Origin of the sequence: Acinetobacter sp. Colony158 (assembly GCF_019264745.1) — a bacterium.
GTDB lineage: Bacteria > Pseudomonadota > Gammaproteobacteria > Pseudomonadales > Moraxellaceae > Acinetobacter > Acinetobacter ursingii.
In genome coordinates this window covers 799274-819760 of record NZ_CP078523.1, presented here as the reverse complement: position 1 = coordinate 819760, position 20487 = coordinate 799274, and the positions used below count along the sequence as shown (strand labels likewise).

Annotated in this window: 15 protein-coding genes and 2 tRNA genes; 8 read left to right on the top strand and 9 right to left on the bottom strand. The window is 41.6% G+C overall.

Annotated features, from left to right (window positions below; translation table 11 throughout):
- Positions 1-24 precede the first annotated feature (24 nt).
- Positions 25-1182, top strand: a complete 1158-nt coding sequence (hemW, locus tag JR005_RS03180) for a radical SAM family heme chaperone HemW (protein WP_218665545.1) — start codon at positions 25-27, stop codon at positions 1180-1182.
- 92 nt (positions 1183-1274) lie between these two features.
- Here the strand turns inward: hemW and JR005_RS03175 are convergent, their stop codons facing one another.
- The gene (locus JR005_RS03175) at positions 1275-3743 is read right to left on the bottom strand and encodes a TonB-dependent siderophore receptor (protein WP_218665544.1); all 2469 of its coding nucleotides are present in this window, start codon (positions 3741-3743) and stop codon (positions 1275-1277) included.
- Between the two features lie 214 nt (positions 3744-3957).
- On the opposite strand from JR005_RS03175, the gene JR005_RS03170 reads away from it, so the two are divergent.
- Positions 3958-4476 carry a sigma-70 family RNA polymerase sigma factor gene (locus JR005_RS03170; protein ID WP_218665543.1) on the top strand — a complete coding sequence of 173 codons (519 nt, stop codon included), beginning with the start codon at positions 3958-3960 and terminating at the stop codon, positions 4474-4476.
- A gap of 27 nt (positions 4477-4503) precedes the next feature.
- Positions 4504-5487: a FecR family protein gene (locus JR005_RS03165; protein WP_218665542.1), complete on the top strand. Its 984-nt coding sequence runs from the start codon at positions 4504-4506 to the stop codon at positions 5485-5487.
- Positions 5488-5534: 47 nt separating this feature from the next.
- On the opposite strand, the gene JR005_RS03160 is transcribed toward JR005_RS03165, so the two are convergent.
- The gene (locus JR005_RS03160; protein WP_125269271.1) at positions 5535-6290 is read right to left on the bottom strand and encodes an SDR family oxidoreductase; all 756 of its coding nucleotides are present in this window, start codon (positions 6288-6290) and stop codon (positions 5535-5537) included.
- Positions 6291-6404: 114 nt separating this feature from the next.
- Between JR005_RS03160 and JR005_RS03155 the strand changes: the two genes are divergently transcribed.
- On the top strand, positions 6405-7301 hold the full coding sequence (locus JR005_RS03155; RefSeq protein ID WP_004991487.1) for a LysR family transcriptional regulator: 897 nt from the start codon (positions 6405-6407) through the stop codon (positions 7299-7301).
- A gap of 74 nt (positions 7302-7375) precedes the next feature.
- On the opposite strand, the gene ahpC is transcribed toward JR005_RS03155, so the two are convergent.
- The 5 genes from ahpC to JR005_RS03130 all read right to left on the bottom strand — a co-directional run bounded on the left by ahpC (position 7376) and on the right by JR005_RS03130 (position 14032).
- On the bottom strand, positions 7376-7939 hold the full coding sequence (gene ahpC, locus JR005_RS03150; RefSeq protein WP_004991486.1) for an alkyl hydroperoxide reductase subunit C: 564 nt from the start codon (positions 7937-7939) through the stop codon (positions 7376-7378).
- A 209-nt stretch (positions 7940-8148) separates the two neighbouring features.
- Positions 8149-8224, bottom strand: a tRNA-Lys gene (locus JR005_RS03145).
- A gap of 43 nt (positions 8225-8267) precedes the next feature.
- A tRNA-Lys gene (locus tag JR005_RS03140) sits at positions 8268-8343 on the bottom strand.
- 243 nt (positions 8344-8586) lie between these two features.
- Positions 8587-10428 (bottom strand): long-chain-acyl-CoA synthetase, encoded by a 1842-nt coding sequence (locus JR005_RS03135; protein ID WP_218665541.1) that lies wholly within the window; start codon positions 10426-10428, stop codon positions 8587-8589.
- Positions 10429-10624: 196 nt separating this feature from the next.
- Entirely contained in the window at positions 10625-14032 is a 3408-nt protein-coding gene (locus JR005_RS03130) for an Rne/Rng family ribonuclease (RefSeq protein ID WP_218665540.1), read from the bottom strand.
- A gap of 751 nt (positions 14033-14783) precedes the next feature.
- Here JR005_RS03130 and JR005_RS03125 point away from each other — a divergent pair.
- Both JR005_RS03125 and JR005_RS03120 read left to right on the top strand, forming a co-directional pair.
- Entirely contained in the window at positions 14784-15716 is a 933-nt protein-coding gene (locus tag JR005_RS03125) for an RluA family pseudouridine synthase (protein ID WP_218665539.1), read from the top strand.
- On the top strand, positions 15713-16378 hold the full coding sequence (locus JR005_RS03120) for an HAD-IA family hydrolase (protein WP_218665538.1): 666 nt from the start codon (positions 15713-15715) through the stop codon (positions 16376-16378). Before JR005_RS03125 ends, JR005_RS03120 begins: the two co-directional genes overlap by 4 nt.
- Before the next feature lie 52 nt (positions 16379-16430).
- On the opposite strand, the gene JR005_RS03115 is transcribed toward JR005_RS03120, so the two are convergent.
- Together JR005_RS03115 and JR005_RS03110 are read right to left on the bottom strand one after the other, a co-directional pair.
- Positions 16431-17126 (bottom strand): DUF1345 domain-containing protein, encoded by a 696-nt coding sequence (locus tag JR005_RS03115; RefSeq protein ID WP_151724124.1) that lies wholly within the window; start codon positions 17124-17126, stop codon positions 16431-16433.
- 135 nt (positions 17127-17261) lie between these two features.
- A complete protein-coding gene (locus JR005_RS03110; protein ID WP_218665537.1) occupies positions 17262-18146 on the bottom strand; it encodes a LysR family transcriptional regulator in 885 nt (294 codons plus the stop codon).
- A 226-nt stretch (positions 18147-18372) separates the two neighbouring features.
- Between JR005_RS03110 and JR005_RS03105 the strand changes: the two genes are divergently transcribed.
- Both JR005_RS03105 and JR005_RS03100 read left to right on the top strand, forming a co-directional pair.
- Positions 18373-19317, top strand: coding sequence for a cation diffusion facilitator family transporter (locus JR005_RS03105; RefSeq protein WP_004991468.1), 945 nt, complete (start codon positions 18373-18375; stop codon positions 19315-19317).
- Between the two features lie 84 nt (positions 19318-19401).
- Positions 19402-20457: an MBL fold metallo-hydrolase gene (locus tag JR005_RS03100; protein WP_004991466.1), complete on the top strand. Its 1056-nt coding sequence runs from the start codon at positions 19402-19404 to the stop codon at positions 20455-20457.
- Positions 20458-20487: the final 30 nt, after the last annotated feature.

The window sequence follows — 20487 nt, the reverse complement described above, 5'->3', positions numbered from 1 at the left end:
AGTTGTATTACCTGAGCGTTGTTCTTGACTGGTTTACTTGATCCTACCCAAATTCCACTTTCTTTATATATTCATATGCCGTGGTGTGTGCGTAAATGTCCTTACTGTGACTTCAATTCGCATGCGGTACCCAACGGTGCATTGTCATTGGATTTGGAACAACAATATTTAAAGGCATTAGTGGCTGATTTTCAGACACAGCTTGATTTTGCTCAGGGACGTAAAATTCACAGTGTGTTTATCGGCGGGGGAACGCCTTCGCTGATTTCGGCACAAGGTTATCAATGGTTATTTACACAATTACGATCTTTGCTTGAGTTTGAACAGGGCTGTGAAATTACCTTGGAAGCTAATCCAGGCACAGTGGAATATGATCCTTTTGCCGATTATTTAAAATCTGGGATTAATCGCTTGTCAATTGGGGTGCAAAGTTTCAATCAGGAGCATTTACAACGATTGGAACGTATTCATAGTTCAGCCAATGCGATTGAGGCGATCAAACTGGCAAAACAGGCAGGTTTTGAGCGTGTTAATGTTGATTTAATGCATGGCTTACCTGAACAAACTTTAGAGCAAGCTTTACTTGATTTAAAACTCGCGGTTGAAAGTGGTGCAACGCATATCAGTTGGTATCAACTCACGATTGAACCGAATACGGTGTTTTTCAGAACACAACCTGTCTTGCCACAGGATGAAACCCTTGAACAGATTCAATTACAAGGTGAGCAATATTTAAAAGCGCAGGGTTTCATCAATTATGAAGTTTCGGCATGGCGTAAAGAGCACCCTTCTGCCCATAATTTAAATTACTGGCAATTTGGTGATTATCTTGCGATCGGGGCAGGAGCGCACGGTAAAGTTACTCAATCTGACGGCATTTATCGTTTTCAAAAAACCCGATTGCCTAAGGATTATCTCGCCAAAGTACCCGCTGAACATGGACAGTGGAAACGAATCGAAGCGGATGAATTACCCTTTGAATTTATGATGAACGCGTTACGTCTAAATGAGGGTGTGCCAGCCTATTTTTATGAACAGCGTACAGGTTTATCCCTGTCCGAAATAGAGCCTGTCCTAAATGGTTTGCGTCAGAAAAAATTACTTGTCGCTGCTTCTGAACGTATTGCCTGTACGGAACAGGGACATTTGTTCTTAAATTCGGTACTTGATGCTTTTTTGTAATCTTGCAATAAAAAACACAGATCCTGAAAATAAAGAGCGCCCCTAAATCAGTGTCATTCATTCTGATTTTGGGACACTCTCATTTTGATTATTTAGAATTTATAGGTCAATGTTGCGGTAAAGTTTCTTGGATCACCATAGACGTTATAAACGCTTTGTTTATATTCTTTATCGAATAGATTGGTCAAATTGATACGAACGTCCATATCTTTATTAATTTGATATTTTGCCATCGCATTCACCAGTGCATAGGATTTTTGTCGATCTTCCTGTAGTTGCAAAGGCTTTAGATTTGCCACTTGACTGTATATTTCACTTTGCCAATTCACACCAGCACCAAGAGTCAATTGATTAATTTTATAACTGGTAAATAATTTAAATAATTTTTTTGGAATTTCTGCTGCATTTAAGCGAATACCATTATTGTCTTTGGCATCCGTATAAGTATAGCCTGCCTGAATATTCCAGTTTGGTAGGATTTCACCTGCAACGGTCAATTCCCAGCCTTTGGTTTTCGTGTCGTTGGCTTGGACATAATAAGTCGAGCCATCTGCTTGAGTACCACCAACCACCGAGGTATCCATTTTTGAGATAAAATAAGCCAGACTGGTATTCAGTAGCCCATCATAAAATTCAGATTTTAAACCGAATTCAGAGGTATTTCCTTGTTCTGGATCGAGGTAATTATTGTCAATATCTTTGCGTGATGATGGGTTAAAAATCGAAGTATAACTGGCATACGCAGATAAATAATGATTAATGTCGTAGATTAAACCTGCATAAGGAGTAAACACACCATTTTCTTTTTGTTTGTTCTCTGGACCATTGTCACGCTCCCAATAACTCAAACGGCTACCTAAAACTAATCTTAGCGGGTCAAGCAGTTGCAGATTTGCCGCGCCAAAAATCCCCAGTTGTTTCGAGTCTACATCCGTTGCCAAGTCTTTGGATGGAATATCTCCGTAACTAATCGGTTGTCCATTCCAGTTTGAAATGGATGCAACGCTATTACGAGCCAGTTTAAATAAGTTTTTATCTGTGAGGGTGTAGCCATTTACACCAAATGAAAGCGTATGTTCATGGTCGAATGCTGTAAATTTCCCTGTTGTATACAAGTCTAAAGAATGGACTTTAGGGGCAGTATAAATACGACCATACACAATAGACATCCGATCCTTGTCTGGATCAAAGAAAGTCGAACCTGCCACACCCACCACACGATCCATTTCGGAGTCAGAGTAGCTATAATTTGCAACGCCTTTCCAGTTTTCATTAAACTGGTGTTCGACACCTGCCAGTACATTTAGACGTTCCGTATCTGAATAGGCGAAATCTGTTGCAGGATTATCCTTTCGGTCAAAGATGGTTTGTACTGAATTAATCACACCCGTCTGGGTTCGGGTATAAAAAGGGAATCCTTGTGCTGTTGCGTCATTGGCACGTGTTTTTTCATAAGTTAACGCACTGGTCAGTACCGTCTTATCGCTGACATCATAATCCAATGCACCGTATATAAGTTTGTCGGAAAAATCATAGCGGTCTTGCCAGTTGTCCCCTTCCTGAGCGGACAAAACCATTCTTCCTTTAAGATCACCTGATTGATCCAGTGGGCCTGATACGTCTACTGTGCTGCTATAATTGTTCCACAAACCTGCTGAAACTTGGACAGAGCCTTTTAGATCATCAGTTGGTCTTTTTCGGACTAAGTTAATACTGGCGGCTGGATTTCCTGAGCCAGTGGTTAAACCTGTTGAACCACGAATGACTTCAATTTTTTCATAGATTGCCGAGTTTTCTAATGCAGCAATGTCTTTGCCATAAGTTGCCCCATAAGACGTGGGAATACCATCGCGTAAATAGTTTGAAATGGAAAAACCACGAGCACTAAAGGTACGATAGCCTGCGGCGCGTTGTCCTTGTTTGAATGCTGAAATACCTGGCGTTTGGTCCATGACATCTTCAAGCGAAGTCAGATGTTGGTCTTCTATCTGTTGACTGGTAATGACTGAAATAGATTGAGGCGTTTCTTTCTGGGACAGATTGAGCTTGGTCGCACTGGTGGATTTACGTGAGGTATAAGTTGGATTGTCTGCTGTCACTGTTATCAGTGGAAGCTGTGCAGAATTAGATGTCTGACCTTGCTGTGTTGCAGTTGAATGAATCGACTGTAACTGACCCACTTCACGCGGCTGTGTTTTAGAATTAATGATGCCCCATGTCCCATCCTGACGCTTCACTAAAGTTAAGCCAGTTCCTTTCAATAATTGGGTAATCCCTTGTTCAAATGTATATTGACCATTTAAGCCTTGTGTCTTTTTACCTGAGACCAATATTGGATCATAAGAAAGTTCTGAATTGGTTTGGCCTGCAAATAGCGCCAGAGCTTGATCTAGATTTCCTGCACGAATTTGAACAGACTGAGTCTTAGATAAAACAGGGGCTGTTTCTGCGGCTAAAGAGATTGTTGAAAAACTACTGAACAAGGTGCCTAACATGATCGAATGGATGGCGATGGTTAGAGGACTTTTAAATCGAAGAAGTGTAGTAGATGCTGCTGACATGAAGATTCCCCATAAAAATTGTCTGTGATCAAAAGATGTTCTGCTTATAGCCTTATCACCTGAGAATCAAAAACAGCTCATTGATTGGTTATTTATTTTTTTATTTTGATTAACTGTGTGAAATTTATAGTTTTAAAAATTATAAAGATTAAGTTATTTACAAAACGCCACATAGTATCGATAATTATTATTATTTTCTCTTTGGTTTAGCGAGATGCTTTCCGATCAGATTTTGACAAAACAACAAGTCAATCAACACATTGATGGTTTATATCGCGAACATCAATCATGGTTATACGCTTGGCTGTGTAAAAAAATGAGTAATCACTGTGATGCAGCCGATTTGACTCAGGATACTTTTGTCAAAATTATGAGCCGTTACGCTGACTATTATTATTATGAGCCTCGGGCGTTACTGACGACTATCGCCAAAAGCTTGATGTTTAATTTGTATCGACGCAAAAAAATTGAACAAGCCTATTTGAGTGCTTTAGCCGACGCTTATCCTGAACATAGCATTTCTCTAGAAGAGCAGATGTTATGGATCGAAACCTTATGTGAGTTATGTGACATTATCGACGCACTACTAGAACGGCAAAAGCAGGTGTTTATGCGGTCACAGTTACAGGGTTTAAATTATGCCCAAATTGCACAACAACTTAATATCTCAATTTCAACGATTAAGCGTGATTTAACCCATGCCATGGCAGCGTGCTTTATGGCGATGGAATAATGCCAGTTTTAATATTTTGGCTGCTATATGAAGATCCCTTTAAAGACTAAAATAGATCGAGCTAGACAGCGTGCCTACCGTGAAGCTGCTGCATGGTATATGCAGATGCAGGAACAGGCTTTGGATGCAAAGCAAAAAACAGGCTTTGATCAATGGCTAGCTGCTGACGTATTGCATCAAGAGGTCTGGGCAAATGTCATCATGTTTGATGAAAAATTAGGTCGAGTTCCCAAGACGGTCATGGCTCAAACCATGCAGCAACTCAAGCCAAAACCGCAATTTGCGACTAAATTTAGCCTCATTCTTTTTGCGCTATGCATTGCGCTTTATGCGGTGCAGGGAATTCGTCAGCAAGATTATTTACCTGAGATGTTGAGTTTTGACCCCGTTGATATTTATAAAACACACATCGGGGAGCAACAACAACTAACTTTGGCCGATGGCAGCCAACTTTGGTTAAATAGTAATAGTAAGATTCGGGTCAAATACAATACCAAGCAACGCCGTATTGAGTTTGCTCGTGGTGAAATTTATATTGAAACACATCAGGATATTCAGCAGCGCCCATTTACGGTACATACCGCAGATGGAGATTTATTGGCACTGGGAACGGTGTTTAATGTGCGCCATTTATCAACCCAAACTGAACTGATCGTCAAACAGGGGATTGTGCGTACCCAACCACGTTATGCTACCGATTATCAGGATATTGCTGCACAGCATACCGTGAGATTTGATGCACAACAGATCTATCACGAAAATTATAGTGATATGCCACTACTCTGGCGACAGCAGCTTTTGGTGGTACATAGTATGTCGTTAAAACAATTTATCACTGAGTTATCCCGCTATCATCAACAACAAATTGATATTGACCCTAGTCTGGAAAAAATTCTGGTTTCTGGTGCGTATTCTACTCAGGACTTATCCAGAACATTGAATATGTTGCAAACTACTTATCATTTTAATGTTGTGCATAATCAACAGAATCGCATCGCTCTACAACCATAAAAAAAAGCTGAGGAAAGAGGGCCCTCAGCCTATAAAAGATAGTTTGATTAACGTGTGGTATAACCACCGTTGGCAAAAATCGTTTGACCTGTAATCCACCAGCCGTCTGTCACCAGAAAACGCACTAAAGGTTCGATATCTTCAATTTTGGTAAGCCCGCCAAGCGCAGAAGCTGATTTATGATAAGCCACGGCTTCTGGTGCTTCCTGACCATAGAAAAATGGCGTATCCATGGGACCTGGTGCCACCGCAGTCACTGAAATACCGCGTTCACCAAACTCTTTAGATGCAGCGCGAGTATAATGTTCAACTGGTGCTTTTAAGCCCTCATACGTCGAATAAAGCCCTGTATATGCTGCGAGTAATGAGGTCACAATGGTACAAATTTTGCCACCATCATTGAGATGACGACCTGCCGATTGAATAAAGAAATAGGCAATTTTGGAGTTGATGTCGCTCATCGAATCGAATTCAGCTTCGGTGGTATCCACAATCGGCTTTTTAAGAACTCGGCCTACAGTATTAATGGCAATATCTATTCCACCAAAATGTTGTTTAGTTTTGACAAAAAGTTCTTCAATCCGATCAATTGAACTGAGATCTGCTTGTAGCAGAATTGCATCGATACCTAAAGCTTTCACCTCAGCCAAGGTTTTTTCTGCATCAGCTTTGCTCGATTCACTGTTGTAATGAATGGCCAGTTTGGCTCCTTGTTCTGCAAATTTACGCGAGATTAGTCCGCCTAAATTTTTCGCACCGCCTGTAATTAAAACCACTTTATCTTTTAACGTTTGTGCCGCCATGATGTTCTTTCCTTTAATGGAACTATTTTTGGATGTTTATTAGTCTAGTTCTGAATCATGTAACCATCAATTATGCTAATTTAGTTTCACTATTCAGAAATCACGAACAATCAGATGGATCGTTTACAGCAATTTGAAATCTTTGTAGAAGTTGCCAAAAGAGAAAGTTTTAGTGAAGCGGCATTACGGTTGGACTTACCCCGATCTACGGTGACTTCAGCCATTCAAAGTTTGGAGTCATTTTACAAAGTCCGATTATTTCAACGAACCACACGACGGGTGAGTCTGACTCAGGATGGAAAACGAATTTTGCCCGATTGTCAAAATCTTCTCATGGATTATCAACTGCTTGGACAGATGATTCAGACTCATCATCAGGATTATCAGGGGATTTTAAAAGTGGATATGCCCGGTCGTATTTCGCATCAAATCGTGGTGCCTGCATTGTCTGATTTTTTTCAACAATATCCTGATATCAAAATTCAACTGCATAGTTCAGATCATTTAACCAATCTGGTCGAACAAGAAGTTGATTGTGTGGTGCGTGTCGGAGCACTTGAAAATAGCAGTCTAATTGCCAAGTCTGTCGGGTTGTTAGCAATGGTGAATTGTGCCAGTCCAACTTATTTACAGCGCTGTGGTGTTCCGCAAACATTAGAGGATTTACAAAACCATATTATGATTAATTACCCGAGTGGCGTAGGCGAGCAACAGGGGGTCTTCTTTTACGGGCAAGAGCGGGTCAAATTAATGGCTCAATTAAGTGTCAATAATACTGAAGCTTATATTCAGGCAGCACGTTCTGGACTCGGAATTATTCAAATTCCTTATTATGATGTGCGTCAGGATCTGGAACAGGGCAGATTGATAGAAATTTTAAGTGATTACACTTGTCCTGCCTTACCTTTAAATGTGTTGTATCCTAATCGGCAGTATATACCGCGCCGTCTGGATGTGTTTATGAGTTGGCTGATTCCTGTGTTGAAACAGCAGTGTTGCTTAGAGTCTTAAAACAAGACCACCTCCATGTTAGGACGTGGTCTACAAAATGATTAAGCTCTATTCAGCGATATGATGGCTCAGGTTTAAATTTTACCCACCAGATCAATGGATGGCGCAAGCGTTGCATCGCCTTCTTTCCACTTGGCAGGGCAGACTTCACCCGGGTGATTATAGACATAAACGGCTGCTTTGACTTTGCGTAGTAATTCCTGAGCGTCACGGCCGATTCCACCTGCATTGATTTCGACAATTTGGATTTTACCTTCTGGATCAATTACAAAGGTTCCTCGATCTGCCAGACCTTCAGCTTCGATTAAAACTTCAAAGTTTTTAGAAATGGTCCAAGTCGGATCGCCAATCATGGCGTACTGGATTTTACCAATCGCATCTGATGTATCATGCCATGCTTTATGCGTGAAGTGAGTATCTGTAGAAACAGAGTAAATCTCGACACCTAGCTTCTGAAATTCTGCATATTGATCGGCAAGGTCTTCAAGTTCAGTGGGGCACACAAAGGTAAAGTCAGCAGGGTAGAAAAATACTACAGACCATTTTCCTTTTAGATCAGCGTCAGAAATATCAATAAATTGACCATTTTGGTAAGCAGTAGCTTGAAAGGGTTTGATTTCAGTATTGATTAAACTCATTGTCTTGATCCTCTTAATGGTATGAGAAAGCTCTTAATGTGAGAACCAAGATAACGCATTTATTTAAATCGTAAAAACAGTTATTTTTTATAAAATTAATCGAATATTTAGATTTTGGGTCGTATTGAATGTCATGAAATATTCATGCTGAGAAAATAAAGTATCCATAAAAAAAGCCTCAACATGATGTGTTGAGGCTTTTTAGAATCTGGTGGGTCGTCCGCGACTCGAACGCGGGACCAACGGATTAAAAGTCCGCTGCTCTACCAACTGAGCTAACGACCCTGAGCAAGCATTTAAGCTATGCTAGGAGTATCAAAACAATCAATGGTGGGTCGTCCGCGACTCGAACGCGGGACCAACGGATTAAAAGTCCGCTGCTCTACCAACTGAGCTAACGACCCTGAGTGAGGATAAGTAAACTTAAAATATTGCTTTAAGGATTTACCCGAACGCAAAAAGAAAAATTAATTTCAAAAATTGTTCAAACTCGACTGGATTCAGAGGAAAGTAAACTTTCTAACACTGTATCGTTTTGATGGAGCGTATTTTAGCAAGATCTTCAACTAACACAAGAGAAAATTGAAAAACAATCGAATAACTGTTTATAAAAAGCACGATTTTCTCTTGTTTAGTCAAAAAATATGCTAGAAACGGTATTTATACGCCTGAATGTTCTCAAAAATCTCAGCAGTTACATCACAATAGGCCTCTGCATTTGGTAAGAGTACCAGTAAACGCTCATCGGTTTGACTCGGATCAAATGCCTGTTCCTTGAGTTTATTTTTCTGATATTTAAAGGTTCCAGTGGTTTCTACCACTGCTTGAACACGTAAAAATACAGGGATAGCATAGGCTGGCAAATTCTTTTTGAACTGATTGACCATTTCGGTCAAATCCTGCTCATTTAATTCTGCGCCATCGCTCAGTGTGATAGCCGCCATACCTGCTCGACCATTGGTATTTGGAATTTCAACGCCATAGACCACTGCTTCTGCGATTTTGTCATAGTCGCAAATCATATTTTCTACTTCAGTGGTCGATACGTTTTCACCTTTCCAGCGGAAAGTATCGCCCAGACGATCGACAAACTGTGCATGGCGAAAGCCAATGTCACGGACCAAGTCTCCAGTATTAAAGTAAGAGTCACCTTTTTTAAACACATCTTTTAGGATCACAGACTTGTTTTTTTCAGGATCGGTGTAACCATCGAAGGGGGAGCGACGAGTAATTTTACCAATGAGCAGTCCAACATCGCCTGTTTCAACTTTAATGCAGTGACCTTTTTGATCGCGAATGGCTTCCCCTTTTTCTTTGTCATATTGCACAATTGCATAAGGAGTCGGAGAGAAGCCAACAGTATTGTCAAAGTTGAAAATATTGCTAAAACCGACATTGCCTTCACTCGACGCATAGAGCTCTAGGACTTCTTTTACTCCAAAACGTTGTTTGAATTTGTCCCAGATATTAGGACGCATGCCATTACCAATCATTTTCGTCACACGATGGGCACGGTCAATTTCTGAGGGTGGTGCATCCATAAGATAGCGGCACAGCTCGCCCACATAGCCAATCGCAGAGGCATTAAATTTTTGTACATCTTTCCAGAAGGCACTGGTCGAATATTTACGACGAATAGCAAGCGTAGCACTACCCGCAATCACGCCACACCAACACACCACAATACCCGTTGCATGGTAAAGCGGTAGGGTAACATACATGACATCATCAGTTTTTAAATCAAGGATATGCCCATAAGTTCCATACGCCAGTGTCCAGCGACTATGGGTGAAAATCACCGCTTTAGGTAATCCTGTAGTGCCTGAGGTATAGATATAGAACAATCCATCCTTACCCTGAACAGTATGAGTGGTCGCTGGATTGAATTTGGCAAAATGATCAATTTTTTCTGCCAGATTGACATAACCAGATGGAGCAGAACCCACGTTTTGACGTGTGGCCTGATCTGCAAACCAATGAAAGCGATCTTCAGCAAGTTTGATATCGGCACGAATGTCATCAATACAGGATTGAACTTCCTCACCCAAAATCAGTGCAATTGGATTGACCAGATTGATACTATGCGTGAGTACCTTACCTGTTTGAGAGGTATTGACCAATGCACTGGTGACACCAATTTTAGCTAGACCAATAACTGTTGCGATCAGCTCGGAACGATTTTCCAGCATCACCGCAATAACATCACCCTTACGCGCACCTATCGAAAGATAATAATGTGCAATCTGGTTGGCCCATTCATTTAAATCTTGATAGCTGTAGCGCTCATCTTCAAATAATAAAGCATCACCTTGAGGATTACGTTTGACTGCTTTTTCAAAGGCAATACCCAAACCTGCTGGTGTAGATGAAGTACGCAAATAGGCTTGCTTAAGACCTGCAAGAATATGCGGCACTTTGGGCAAAAAAGCAGGGAGGCGTGAAGCAACATTAGCAAGCGTAATGATATCGGGTTGTGCAGTCTGGCTCATATACATCCTATTATTTTTCGATCTATCCAATACAGTTTTATGACTACGGGCTACGACGACGTAGACATTAAAATGACGCAGAAGTTGTTTTAAAGGTTTTGCACTAGTGCAATCAACCTAATCTGACATAAAGTATCAAAAAAAACCTAGTCACCGAAATGACTAGGCTTTCATAACTTACATGCAATTGTGCAAATTATTCCGTAGTTGTGCTGGCCTTTTTCGGTGGACGACCACGTGGACGACGCGGACGACTTGGTTTATCCGCATCGGCAGCAGTCTCTTGAGTGGCTGATTTTTCAGTTGTTTCATCATTGGCTTTCACTTCTGATGCTTGCTCTGAAGCCGTTACTTCATTTAATTCAGCTTGCACAGGTTGAGTTTGAGCTGCGCTCGAAACGTTTTCTGATTCAGCTTTTACTTCAGGCTGTGCGGTTTCTGTCGGTGCTGTCACTTTTTGCTTAGAAACAGGAGTTGCTGTTTCAAGTGGTTGCTCAGGTGATGCGACAGTTTCAGAAACATTAGTTGCACTCGCTACGGTTTCAGAGGCAACGGCTTCGATTTCTGTGCCTTGTTCATTCACCGTTTCAGCTTTTGGCTCAGCTTGAGCTTGTTTAGCTTGCTCATGCGCTTGTTCTGCCGCAAGTTTTGCTAAACGACGACGTTCACGAGGGTCATTGGCTACACGCGTTGCAGGCGCTTCTGGTGGCGTCAATGGTAACACCTCCGCTGCTTCACTTTCTTCAAGCGCTTTCTTGCTTGGAAGTTGTGCATCACGTGTTACAGGTTTTTTGTCTTCTTCAACGGTTTTTGCTTCTGCGACCTGTGAACTGGCATATTGCTCAGTAAACTTGACCAAAGCACGATTAAACGTTGGCACAAGTCCAAACTGTTCGATCAGTACGGTACAGTCTTCACCATAGACATGGCGAATGAGGCTACCCAAAGTATAGTTGGCCAGCTCAGGAATTTGTGATGGCTGTACTTTTGGTGCTGCTACTTTAGAGTGCTGTGCTTCACGTTGCTGACGACGACGCATACGCGGATCATTGCTAGCACGTTTCACTTGTGAGCGAGTTTGCTCGGTCGCAACTTCAGTGGATTTAGTCGCTGCTTCAGAAGGTTGAGCTTCAGTTACAACGGCTTCTTCAACTGGATTTGCAAAAGGATTTTCAGCCTGTTTTGGTGATTCCTGTGGTTCAACTTGTGGATTTAATGCCACAATTTCGCTTTGCGCTTGATCGACATTAATCACCAGTGCAGTCGTCATCATTTCATTACGTGGCGCATCAACCACATCGACTGTGACCTGTTTTGCATCATTGGCTACAGGCTTATTGGTCGTTTGATGGGCATTGTCTAATACACTTTGGTCACGGTTGCGATGTGGGCGATTTGGACGTTGCTGATTGTTACGGTCACGACGTGGTACGGCTTCTTCAGCATGTACGTCAGTTTGCGCCTGATTTTGCGTGTGGCTTTGTTCTTGTGGCTGCTGACGCTTTTGCTGACGTTTGAGTTCACGTTGCTCATGGCGTGACAGTTGGACCACTTCTTCATGAACTTGAGCAGGTTGTTGCTCTTGATTTGGCTCACGTTGTTGTGGTTGTTCACGCTCGGTACGTTCGCGTTGATCTTTGTGTTTACGCTTTTTGTTGTTATTTGGACGATTATTTTTCTCGTCACGTTCAGTGGTATTGTCACGTGCTTCCTGTTTAGCTACAGGCGTTTGAGACATATACGCATTATTGCCAGATGCTGCAATAGTGACAGTTTCGGTCACACTAGCAACGTTCACCTGACCAAATTGACCACGACTGACTGCACCACCATTCACCATTTGCTCAATCGCTGATGCTGCATTTTGGGCCGAGCGTGACTGGTCAACGGTTTGGGCCTGTTTTTGTACAAATAGATTTTCTAACCATGCGCATGGGCTTGCAGCTTTAGGGGCAACCGCGGCTTGTGCTGCTGGCGCAGGTGTTTGAGCCGTAGCTTTACGTTTATTTTGCTCAGACTGAACAGGTGCAGCAGCATGACTATGATCTGCTTCTTCCAGATGCCATTCAGATGACTCGTAGCCAAGTTCTTTTTCACTTGAACGTGTCGCTTCAGTACGCTCATAGCTAGAAGGTGCAAAACCTTCAGGATTGTACTGAATTTCGTAGTGAGGTGTTTCCAAGTGAGGGTGTGGCAACACGGTGACACGAACACCTGAGGTTTGTTCTAAATACACCAGACTATGGCGTTTTTCATTCAGCAAAAATGCTGCAATTTCAACAGGAACTTCAACCTGTACTTCACCATGACGTTCACGTAGTGCAATTTCTTCCACTTTACGCATAATCGAAAGTGATAAAGAACGTAGATCACGCACCATGCCTGTACCATGACAACGCGGGCAGACATAACCTGTGGCTTCTTCTAAAGATGGACGTAAACGCTGGCGGCTCATTTCCATCAAGCCAAAACGTGAAAGCTGACCAAACTGGATACGTGCACGATCACTTTGGGTTGCTTCACGCAATTTGGCTTCGACCATACGCTGGTTGCGATCTTTGGTCATGTCGATGAAATCGATCACTACCAAACCACCAATATCACGCAAACGCAATTGACGTGCAATTTCTTCAGCCGCTTCAAGGTTGGTATTCAGTGCAGTTTCTTCAACATCATGACCACGTGTTGATTTAGCCGAGTTAATATCAATCGAAACCAACGCTTCAGTCTGGTCAATGACAATTGAACCACCAGATGGAAGCTTCACTTCACGTTCATAAGCGGTTTGAATTTGACTTTCAATACCAAAGTGAGCAAACAAAGGCTCATTTAATGTATAGGTTTTTAGCTTGTCTAATTGACGCGGCATCACTGCTTTTACAAAGTTGTAAGCTTCGTTATAGGCCTGTTCGCTATCAATCAGGATTTCAGAAACATCATCACGCAGGTAATCACGAATCGCGCGAGTCACGACACCTGCTTCTTGATGTACCAACATCGGAGATGGACCCGAGTTTGCTGTGTTTTGGATTTGATTCCATAAGTCGAGCAAATGTTGCAGGTCAAGCTGTAATTCTTCTTGTGAACGACCAATCCCCGCAGTACGTACAATCACGCTCATTCCGCGAGGAATATTGAGTGATGCCAACATTTCTTTCAATTCTTCACGAACTGAACCCGAAATTTGACGGCTAATACCGCCACCTTTCGGATTGTTTGGCATGAGGACCAGATAACGACCTGCAAGAGAAATAAAAGTTGAAAGCGCAGCACCTTTATTGCCACGTTCTTCTTTTTCCACTTGTACCAAAAGTTCAGTACCTTCAGTGATCAATTCACGGATATTTGAAGTTTGGCGTGGGTCAGCCTTAAAGTAAGTATTGGCGATTTCGCGCATGGACAAAAAGCCCTGACGCTGCGCACCATATTCAACAAATACGGCTTCTAGAGAAGGTTCTACGCGAGTGACATGACCTTTGTAGATGTTAGATTTTTTTTGTTCGCGGGTACGATTCTCTAAGTCAAAATCGTAAAGACGATTACCAGTGATAAGTGCAACGCGTACTTCTTCAGCATGAGTTGCATTAATCAACATACGTTTCATGGGTGTGACACCTAATAGTGACTCACTCAGACAAAGTGCGAACATCGATAAAGCGGACAACTGTCGGCAGTCATCATGCATCTTATTTAACCCAGATCACAAAAGTTTTTTGCTCTGGCTGCTAAATTCCCTGATCTCACATGTAGCTTCGGTGAATGATGCTGGTGATGATGTCAGCAGTCGCGTATTCATCCCGTTTCGATTAACGGCGAGTCCTGACTTTTCACTGGCGAGTGAGCGGTGCATTGGATGATGACTTTCACTGTCACGGAGCTTGAAGACTTATCTTGTAAAGTCTTGATACGGAATGATCATCGTATCGGTGCTCGGCAGTTCCAATGCATCAACGCTTGAGCCTGAAAGGTCATGATGACGCAACGTGTCTGATGTGCATCAGTTTACGTTTAATAACCAACATTAACGGTTGGCGACATATATTTTTCAACAAACTGCATATGCAAAAGCATAATTAAACGCAACAGTTTGTCATTTTGCCGATATAATAAGCCTTCGGCGTCGGCATATTCTTTTGGGACCTTTCCGAGATTTTGATGAAATCTTGAACGAAAATCAATTTCATAAACATTGAAATATTTTTCGTTTTTGTTCACTTACGGCGGTATCCGTGCGCTGACTATATCAAACCTTGCAGCATCTGCCTATGGGCTAAATAGATGTTTCTTGTGAAATCAACTGTCTAAGTGGTTATTTTTCACTCAAATTTAATAAATAATCGGGTTTCAAATACTGTATGAATTCTACACAGCAATGGCAAAGTGTCACTTGGTTTGACGTGGACGAGCATCAAGCCGGGCAGCGCATTGATAATTTTTTATTTAGCCGATTAAAAGGTGTGCCGAAAAGTCGAATTTATCGGCTAATTCGTGAAGGACAAGTGCGGGTCAATAAAAAACGAATAAAAGCGGAAAGCAAGCTTAATATTGGTGATCAAATTCGTGTGGCTCCGATTCGTTATGAACCAAAAGATGAAACTGCTGCGCCTGTGAGTGATCAAGTGGCACAAAGCTTATTAAAGCGTGTGATCTATGAAGATGAAGGCTTATTGGTTGTGAATAAACCAGCGGGAATCGCGGTGCATGGCGGGAGTGGTGTCGCATACGGTTTGATTGAAGCAATGCGCGCCGCAACAGGTAAAAAGTATCTGGAGCTGATTCATCGGATTGACCGAGATACCTCAGGGTTGGTCATGATCAGCAAAAAACGCAGTACTTTAAAACATCTACAGGATCTATTACGCGAGCATAAAATTCGTAAGACTTACGCCGCCTTAGTGAAAGGTCAGGTCAGTCTGGATAAGCAACTGATCGATGCGCCATTGTTACGTTATGAACTGGCCAATGGCGAGCGTCGTGTCCGTGTGTCTAAAGAGGGTAAGCCGAGTAAAACCGAATGGGTGATTGCAGAACGCTTTAAGGAAGCCACTTTGGTTTATGCTTCGCCCTTATCTGGACGTACCCATCAGATTCGGGTACATGGTTTGAGTATTGGGCATCCATTGGTGGGTGATGATAAATACGGGCATCAAACGGTTTACACGGGCCCAGAAGCGCGACGTTTGTGTTTGCATGCCATGCGTCTGGAAATTCCTGATTATCCTGTGATTGAAGCACCGTTGCCTGAAGATATTCAAAGTGTCGTGGCACAGTTGAGAGCGCAAAAATGAAACGACCAGAACTGATTATCTTTGACTGGGATGGCACACTATTTAATTCAGTGGGGCAAATTGTGGAAAGCCTCAAATTTGCCGCAGCAAAATATGAACAACCTTTAACAGACGAGGCTGCTCAAAGCATTATTGGTCTGGGTTTGCCTGAGGTGATGCAAACCTTGTTTCCGCAAGTTCCACATTTGCAACAGGATATCTTGGTCAGTTATGGCGAGCATTATGTGCAAAATTCTAAGCATGATGCTTGGTTTGACGGTGTAGCCGAACTTTTACAGAATTTAAAAGAACAAGGTATCAAACTTGCGGTCGCAACAGGTAAAAGTCGTCGTGGCTTAGATCGTGTTCTCAGCCAGACCCAGAGTCATGAGCTCTTTGATATTACCCGTGCAGCCAGTGAAACTATGTCTAAACCACATCCATTGATGCTTGAAGAGATTTTGGCGATTACAGGCGTAGATGTTCAACATGCGATTATGGTCGGAGATAGTAGTTATGATCTTGAAATGGCGATGAATATCGACATGCCGCGTATAGGGGTGAGCTATGGCGTGCATGATATTGAAATACTCAAACAATATCAGCCCTTAACCATTGTTGATGACATTGCGGGATTACATCATTATTTGAATCAATTGATTCAAATAAACATAGACGCATAAAATTTAAATCATTTTTTCCAGCGCTAGTTTTAGACAGGTTTAGACTCGTCTATTAACCCGATATAAAACTGGCCGCGATATTAATACAAATGGCTAAAATGGTCGTATTAAAGCCAAAAGCCAACATGGCATGGAAAATATTGAGTAGCCGCATGGAGCGGGAGGTAATCGACACATCAGCGGTTTGAGCTGAAGTACCAATGATATAACTAAAATAAACAAAATCTGGATACATCGGATCTTGGGTTTTGGGGAAATCTAAACCGTCATCTTTGCCATCAGAACGCGCCATATAAAAATCATGGGCATAGTGCAAAGCAAATGCAGTATGCATAAATAGCCATGCCGAAATAATGGTTAATATGGATAAACCCAAATGCCAATATTGAAAAGGCGTATTTTTAGTGATCGAGGAGAGTTGCATCACAATCGCAATAAGACACATCAATAGTGCCAGAATGACCAAAAGCATGATCACCCATTTACTTTCATCCTGTTTTTGAGCTTGAGATTGCATGGCAGAATGATCTGCCTGCCACATCATTTTTTTGGCATGAATGAGATATATACCGACAGAAATATTCCAGCTCAACAAAATGATTGTTGACCAATGCCAAGTTGTGCTGAACGTTAACACTACGGCAATCACGACGCCAATGCATAACGAAATAAAAAAGTGGGGACGATTATAAATACCGCTTTTCAGCCCCTGTAATCCAGTTTTCAACCCATGTAATACAGATAACATGCTCAGGTTTCTCCTGAAAAAATCGTTTTAATTTATTTGAGTGTTAGGTTTATTGATTTTCACAGAACTGATGTGGCGACTGTGCCTGTGATATTCATCGATCATGCAGCCCTGATCATTTACTTTAGTCATGATTTACTCAGAACAAAATACTTTTGATAGCTGTTCGAGTAATATTTTTGTATGGTTTGACGTCTGCTGCGAATTAAAATTGATAAATAAGGGTAACTTTGGCAAATCAATCGCCAATGTCGCAATCACAAGATCAAAACTTAACATGTTCTGTGCATAAGCAGGTAAAATCGTGCACCAATTCTGATGTTTTAGCTGATTGATTTTGATCAAAACATCAGTCATTTCCTGAGTATGTAGAGTAAAATCATGCTGCTGGATAAATTTCCAAATGAGTGCATATAAGCTGGGAAATTGTTCTGCACTAGGTAATACAAAATCCAGATAGCCCAAGGCATGTAAAGGAATCACTTTTTCTTTGGCGAATGGATGATTCTTTGGTAAGACAAAAATTAGAACTTCATCGAATATTTTCTGACTACAAATGGTCTCGGTATTGAGATTTTGATGCGTAAAAGCAATGTCGAGCTGATTTTGGATCAAGGCTTGAATATTCTGTTGTTCATCCAGATAAGTGAACTCAGTGATCAGTTCGGGGTGTTGAATACGTAATTGTGGCAGTACTTGCGGAAAAATGTGTACCTCGGCTGCTGCTACAAAACCAATGCGTAAGCGTTGCTGTTTTGTTTTTGCAATTTGCCTGGCTGTGGCGACTGCCTTATCGGCTTGCATCAAAGTTAAACGAGCTTGCTCTAAAAAAGCCGCGCCTTCCTCGGTTAGCTCAACTTTACGTTTAGTTCGATTGAATAATTGAACACCGACATATTCTTCTAAATCTTTAATCTGTTGGCTTAAAGAAGGTTGAGCGGTATATAGTTTTAGCGCTGCTTTACTAAAATTTAATTCTTCAGCAACAGTGACAAAGTATCGAAGATGTCTTAACTCCATCGAATGAATCCAAAAATATGAGCAATACAATTGGATTTGAGTATAAAGCACAAATCAGGCAAGCAGAAACAGCAAGTAGAACCGATATATTTTAAACGCTAATATTCAGGGTAAAGGATCGTTATAGAGACCCTTTAACAACAAATGACAACAGGAAAAGTCTTTGTAAATAAATCGAGTACCGCTATAACAACAATGAACGAAAAAATAAGAACAGGGTTTTGCGATGGCTGAATCAAATAAAATCGTGGTGTATGCGGCGTTATTGGGCAATCTCATCATTGCTTTGGTTAAATTTGTCGCAGCTTATATAACGAATAGTTCGGCGATGCTGAGTGAAGCCGTACATTCCGTGGTGGATACACTCAATGAAATTCTATTGTTGCATGGATTAAAACAGTCACAAAAACCGGCCAATTTTCGCCATCCTTTTGGTTATGGTCGTGAACTTTATTTTTGGGCTTTTATTGTATCTTTGCTGGTTTTTGCATTGGGTTCGATCGTTTCAATTTATCAAGGTATACAACATATTCGCCAACCCGAAGAAATGGTTTCGCCCATGATTAATTATATCGTGCTTGGCATTGCGATTATTTGTGAAGGGATATCCTGGCGCGTCGCACTGAAAGGATTTCGTAAAGAAAAGGGCTCATTGGGTTATTTTGAAGCATTTCGACGTAGTAAAGATCCGACGACCTTTACTGTATTATTTGAAGACTCTGCCGCATTGATTGGTCTATTTATTGCTTTAATTGGAATTACCGCAGCGCATTATTTCAATATGCCTGTATTAGATGGTGTGGCATCTATCCTGATTGGTGTGGTATTGGCGATTTCTGCTTTTTTATTGGCGCGTGAGACCAAAGGCTTGCTGATGGGCGAAACGGCCAATCCGGAGCTTCGCGAAAATCTTTTACTCATTGCGCAACAGGATATTGCTGTTTTTTCGGCAAATGGTGTGTTAACGGAGCAAATAGGTGCGCATCAGGTCATTGCATCATTAAGCCTTGAATTTAAAGATAGTTTAACTTCAGATGATATCGAAATCTGTGTGAATCGTATCGAAATGAAAGCTAGAGAAATTCACCCTGAAATTGTTGCACTGTTTATCAAACCTCAGTCGAAGCAGGTCTGGTTGCAACGAATGAAAGGACGGTTACAAGACAAATAAATTGAGCAGTAGCATAATTTGATTTAATCGTTAAGATGAATAAACACCCAACCCTAAACTATTGCTGTATAACCGAATTACCCTATGAAAGAGAAGCCGACATTAACGTATCAATTGCCGACTCAATCCTGCTGGACACATACATGGAGTAAACCACCATTTCGGTATGCAGATTCAGAACATGCGAGCAGCAATCACTTTCACAATCAGATCAAACGCTCTGGTGCAAAAGGATCAAAAGAATTATTACGTTGGCTTGCCACGCGTGAATCATTTACATGGCAGGTCGATATACAGCAGGAATATGAGTCTAGAATCAATACCCCAATTGGATTACCTAAGAATCGCCCTAATGCGGATATGGATGATTGGCAAGTCTGGTTTGTTGGACATGCCACCGTTTTGATTCAAATTGGCCCCTTTAATTTTTTGACGGATCCAGTCTGGTGTGAATATGCCAGTCCGTTGCAGGGGCGTGGTCCTCGTCGAGTTTGTCCAGCAGGCATTGCATTGGAGCAATTGCCGACCATTCATGGTGTGTTGCTCAGTCATAATCATTATGACCATATGGATCTGGCAACGTTACACTGGCTACACCAGAAATTTGCCATGCCGATTTATACGGGGTTGGGCAATCGTTATTATCTTTCTAAAGATTTTCATGTGATTGAAATGGATTGGTGGCAAATGATTCCGTTTCATGATGAAGTCACCATTGCCTACACCCCTGCACAACATGGTTCAGGGCGCGGCTTGCGAGATCAAAATAAGGCATTGTGGGGCGGATTTTCACTGATTACTCAAAAGGGACACTGTTTCTTTGCAGGAGATACCGCTTATTCTCCACATTTTAAGGAAATCCATGAACGCTTTGGGGATGCACGAATTGCTTTGTTACCGATCGGAGCTTATGAACCGCGTCAATTGATGCATTATGTGCATATGAATCCACAGGATGCTTTGCATGCACATTTAGACTTACAAGCACATCGCTCTATGGCAATTCATTATCGAACCTTTCAACTGACGGATGAAAGCCGTGATGAGCCTGAGCAGGAGTTGAGTCATCTACTAAAAACTTCATCAAAATTTGTTAATCCATTTTATTGTATTAGAGAAGGACATAAGTTAACGGTTTAATTCATTTTTTCTTATTTTATGTGAAAAGTA

Coding starts and splice junctions, on each gene's coding strand:
- JR005_RS03165 (WP_218665542.1), top strand. CDS start 4,504: ATGAAGATCCCTTTAAAGACTAAAATAGATCGAGCTAGACAGCGTGCC.
- ahpC (WP_004991486.1), bottom strand. CDS start 7,939: ATGAGTTTAATCAATACTGAAATCAAACCCTTTCAAGCTACTGCTTAC.
- JR005_RS03135 (WP_218665541.1), bottom strand. CDS start 10,428: ATGAGCCAGACTGCACAACCCGATATCATTACGCTTGCTAATGTTGCT.
- JR005_RS03160 (WP_125269271.1), bottom strand. CDS start 6,290: ATGGCGGCACAAACGTTAAAAGATAAAGTGGTTTTAATTACAGGCGGT.
- JR005_RS03115 (WP_151724124.1), bottom strand. CDS start 17,126: ATGTTATCTGTATTACATGGGTTGAAAACTGGATTACAGGGGCTGAAA.
- JR005_RS03130 (WP_218665540.1), bottom strand. CDS start 14,032: ATGAAACGTATGTTGATTAATGCAACTCATGCTGAAGAAGTACGCGTT.
- JR005_RS03100 (WP_004991466.1), top strand. CDS start 19,402: ATGAAAGAGAAGCCGACATTAACGTATCAATTGCCGACTCAATCCTGC.
- JR005_RS03155 (WP_004991487.1), top strand. CDS start 6,405: ATGGATCGTTTACAGCAATTTGAAATCTTTGTAGAAGTTGCCAAAAGA.
- JR005_RS03110 (WP_218665537.1), bottom strand. CDS start 18,146: ATGGAGTTAAGACATCTTCGATACTTTGTCACTGTTGCTGAAGAATTA.
- JR005_RS03105 (WP_004991468.1), top strand. CDS start 18,373: ATGGCTGAATCAAATAAAATCGTGGTGTATGCGGCGTTATTGGGCAAT.
- JR005_RS03175 (WP_218665544.1), bottom strand. CDS start 3,743: ATGTCAGCAGCATCTACTACACTTCTTCGATTTAAAAGTCCTCTAACC.
- JR005_RS03125 (WP_218665539.1), top strand. CDS start 14,784: ATGAATTCTACACAGCAATGGCAAAGTGTCACTTGGTTTGACGTGGAC.
- JR005_RS03170 (WP_218665543.1), top strand. CDS start 3,958: ATGCTTTCCGATCAGATTTTGACAAAACAACAAGTCAATCAACACATT.
- JR005_RS03120 (WP_218665538.1), top strand. CDS start 15,713: ATGAAACGACCAGAACTGATTATCTTTGACTGGGATGGCACACTATTT.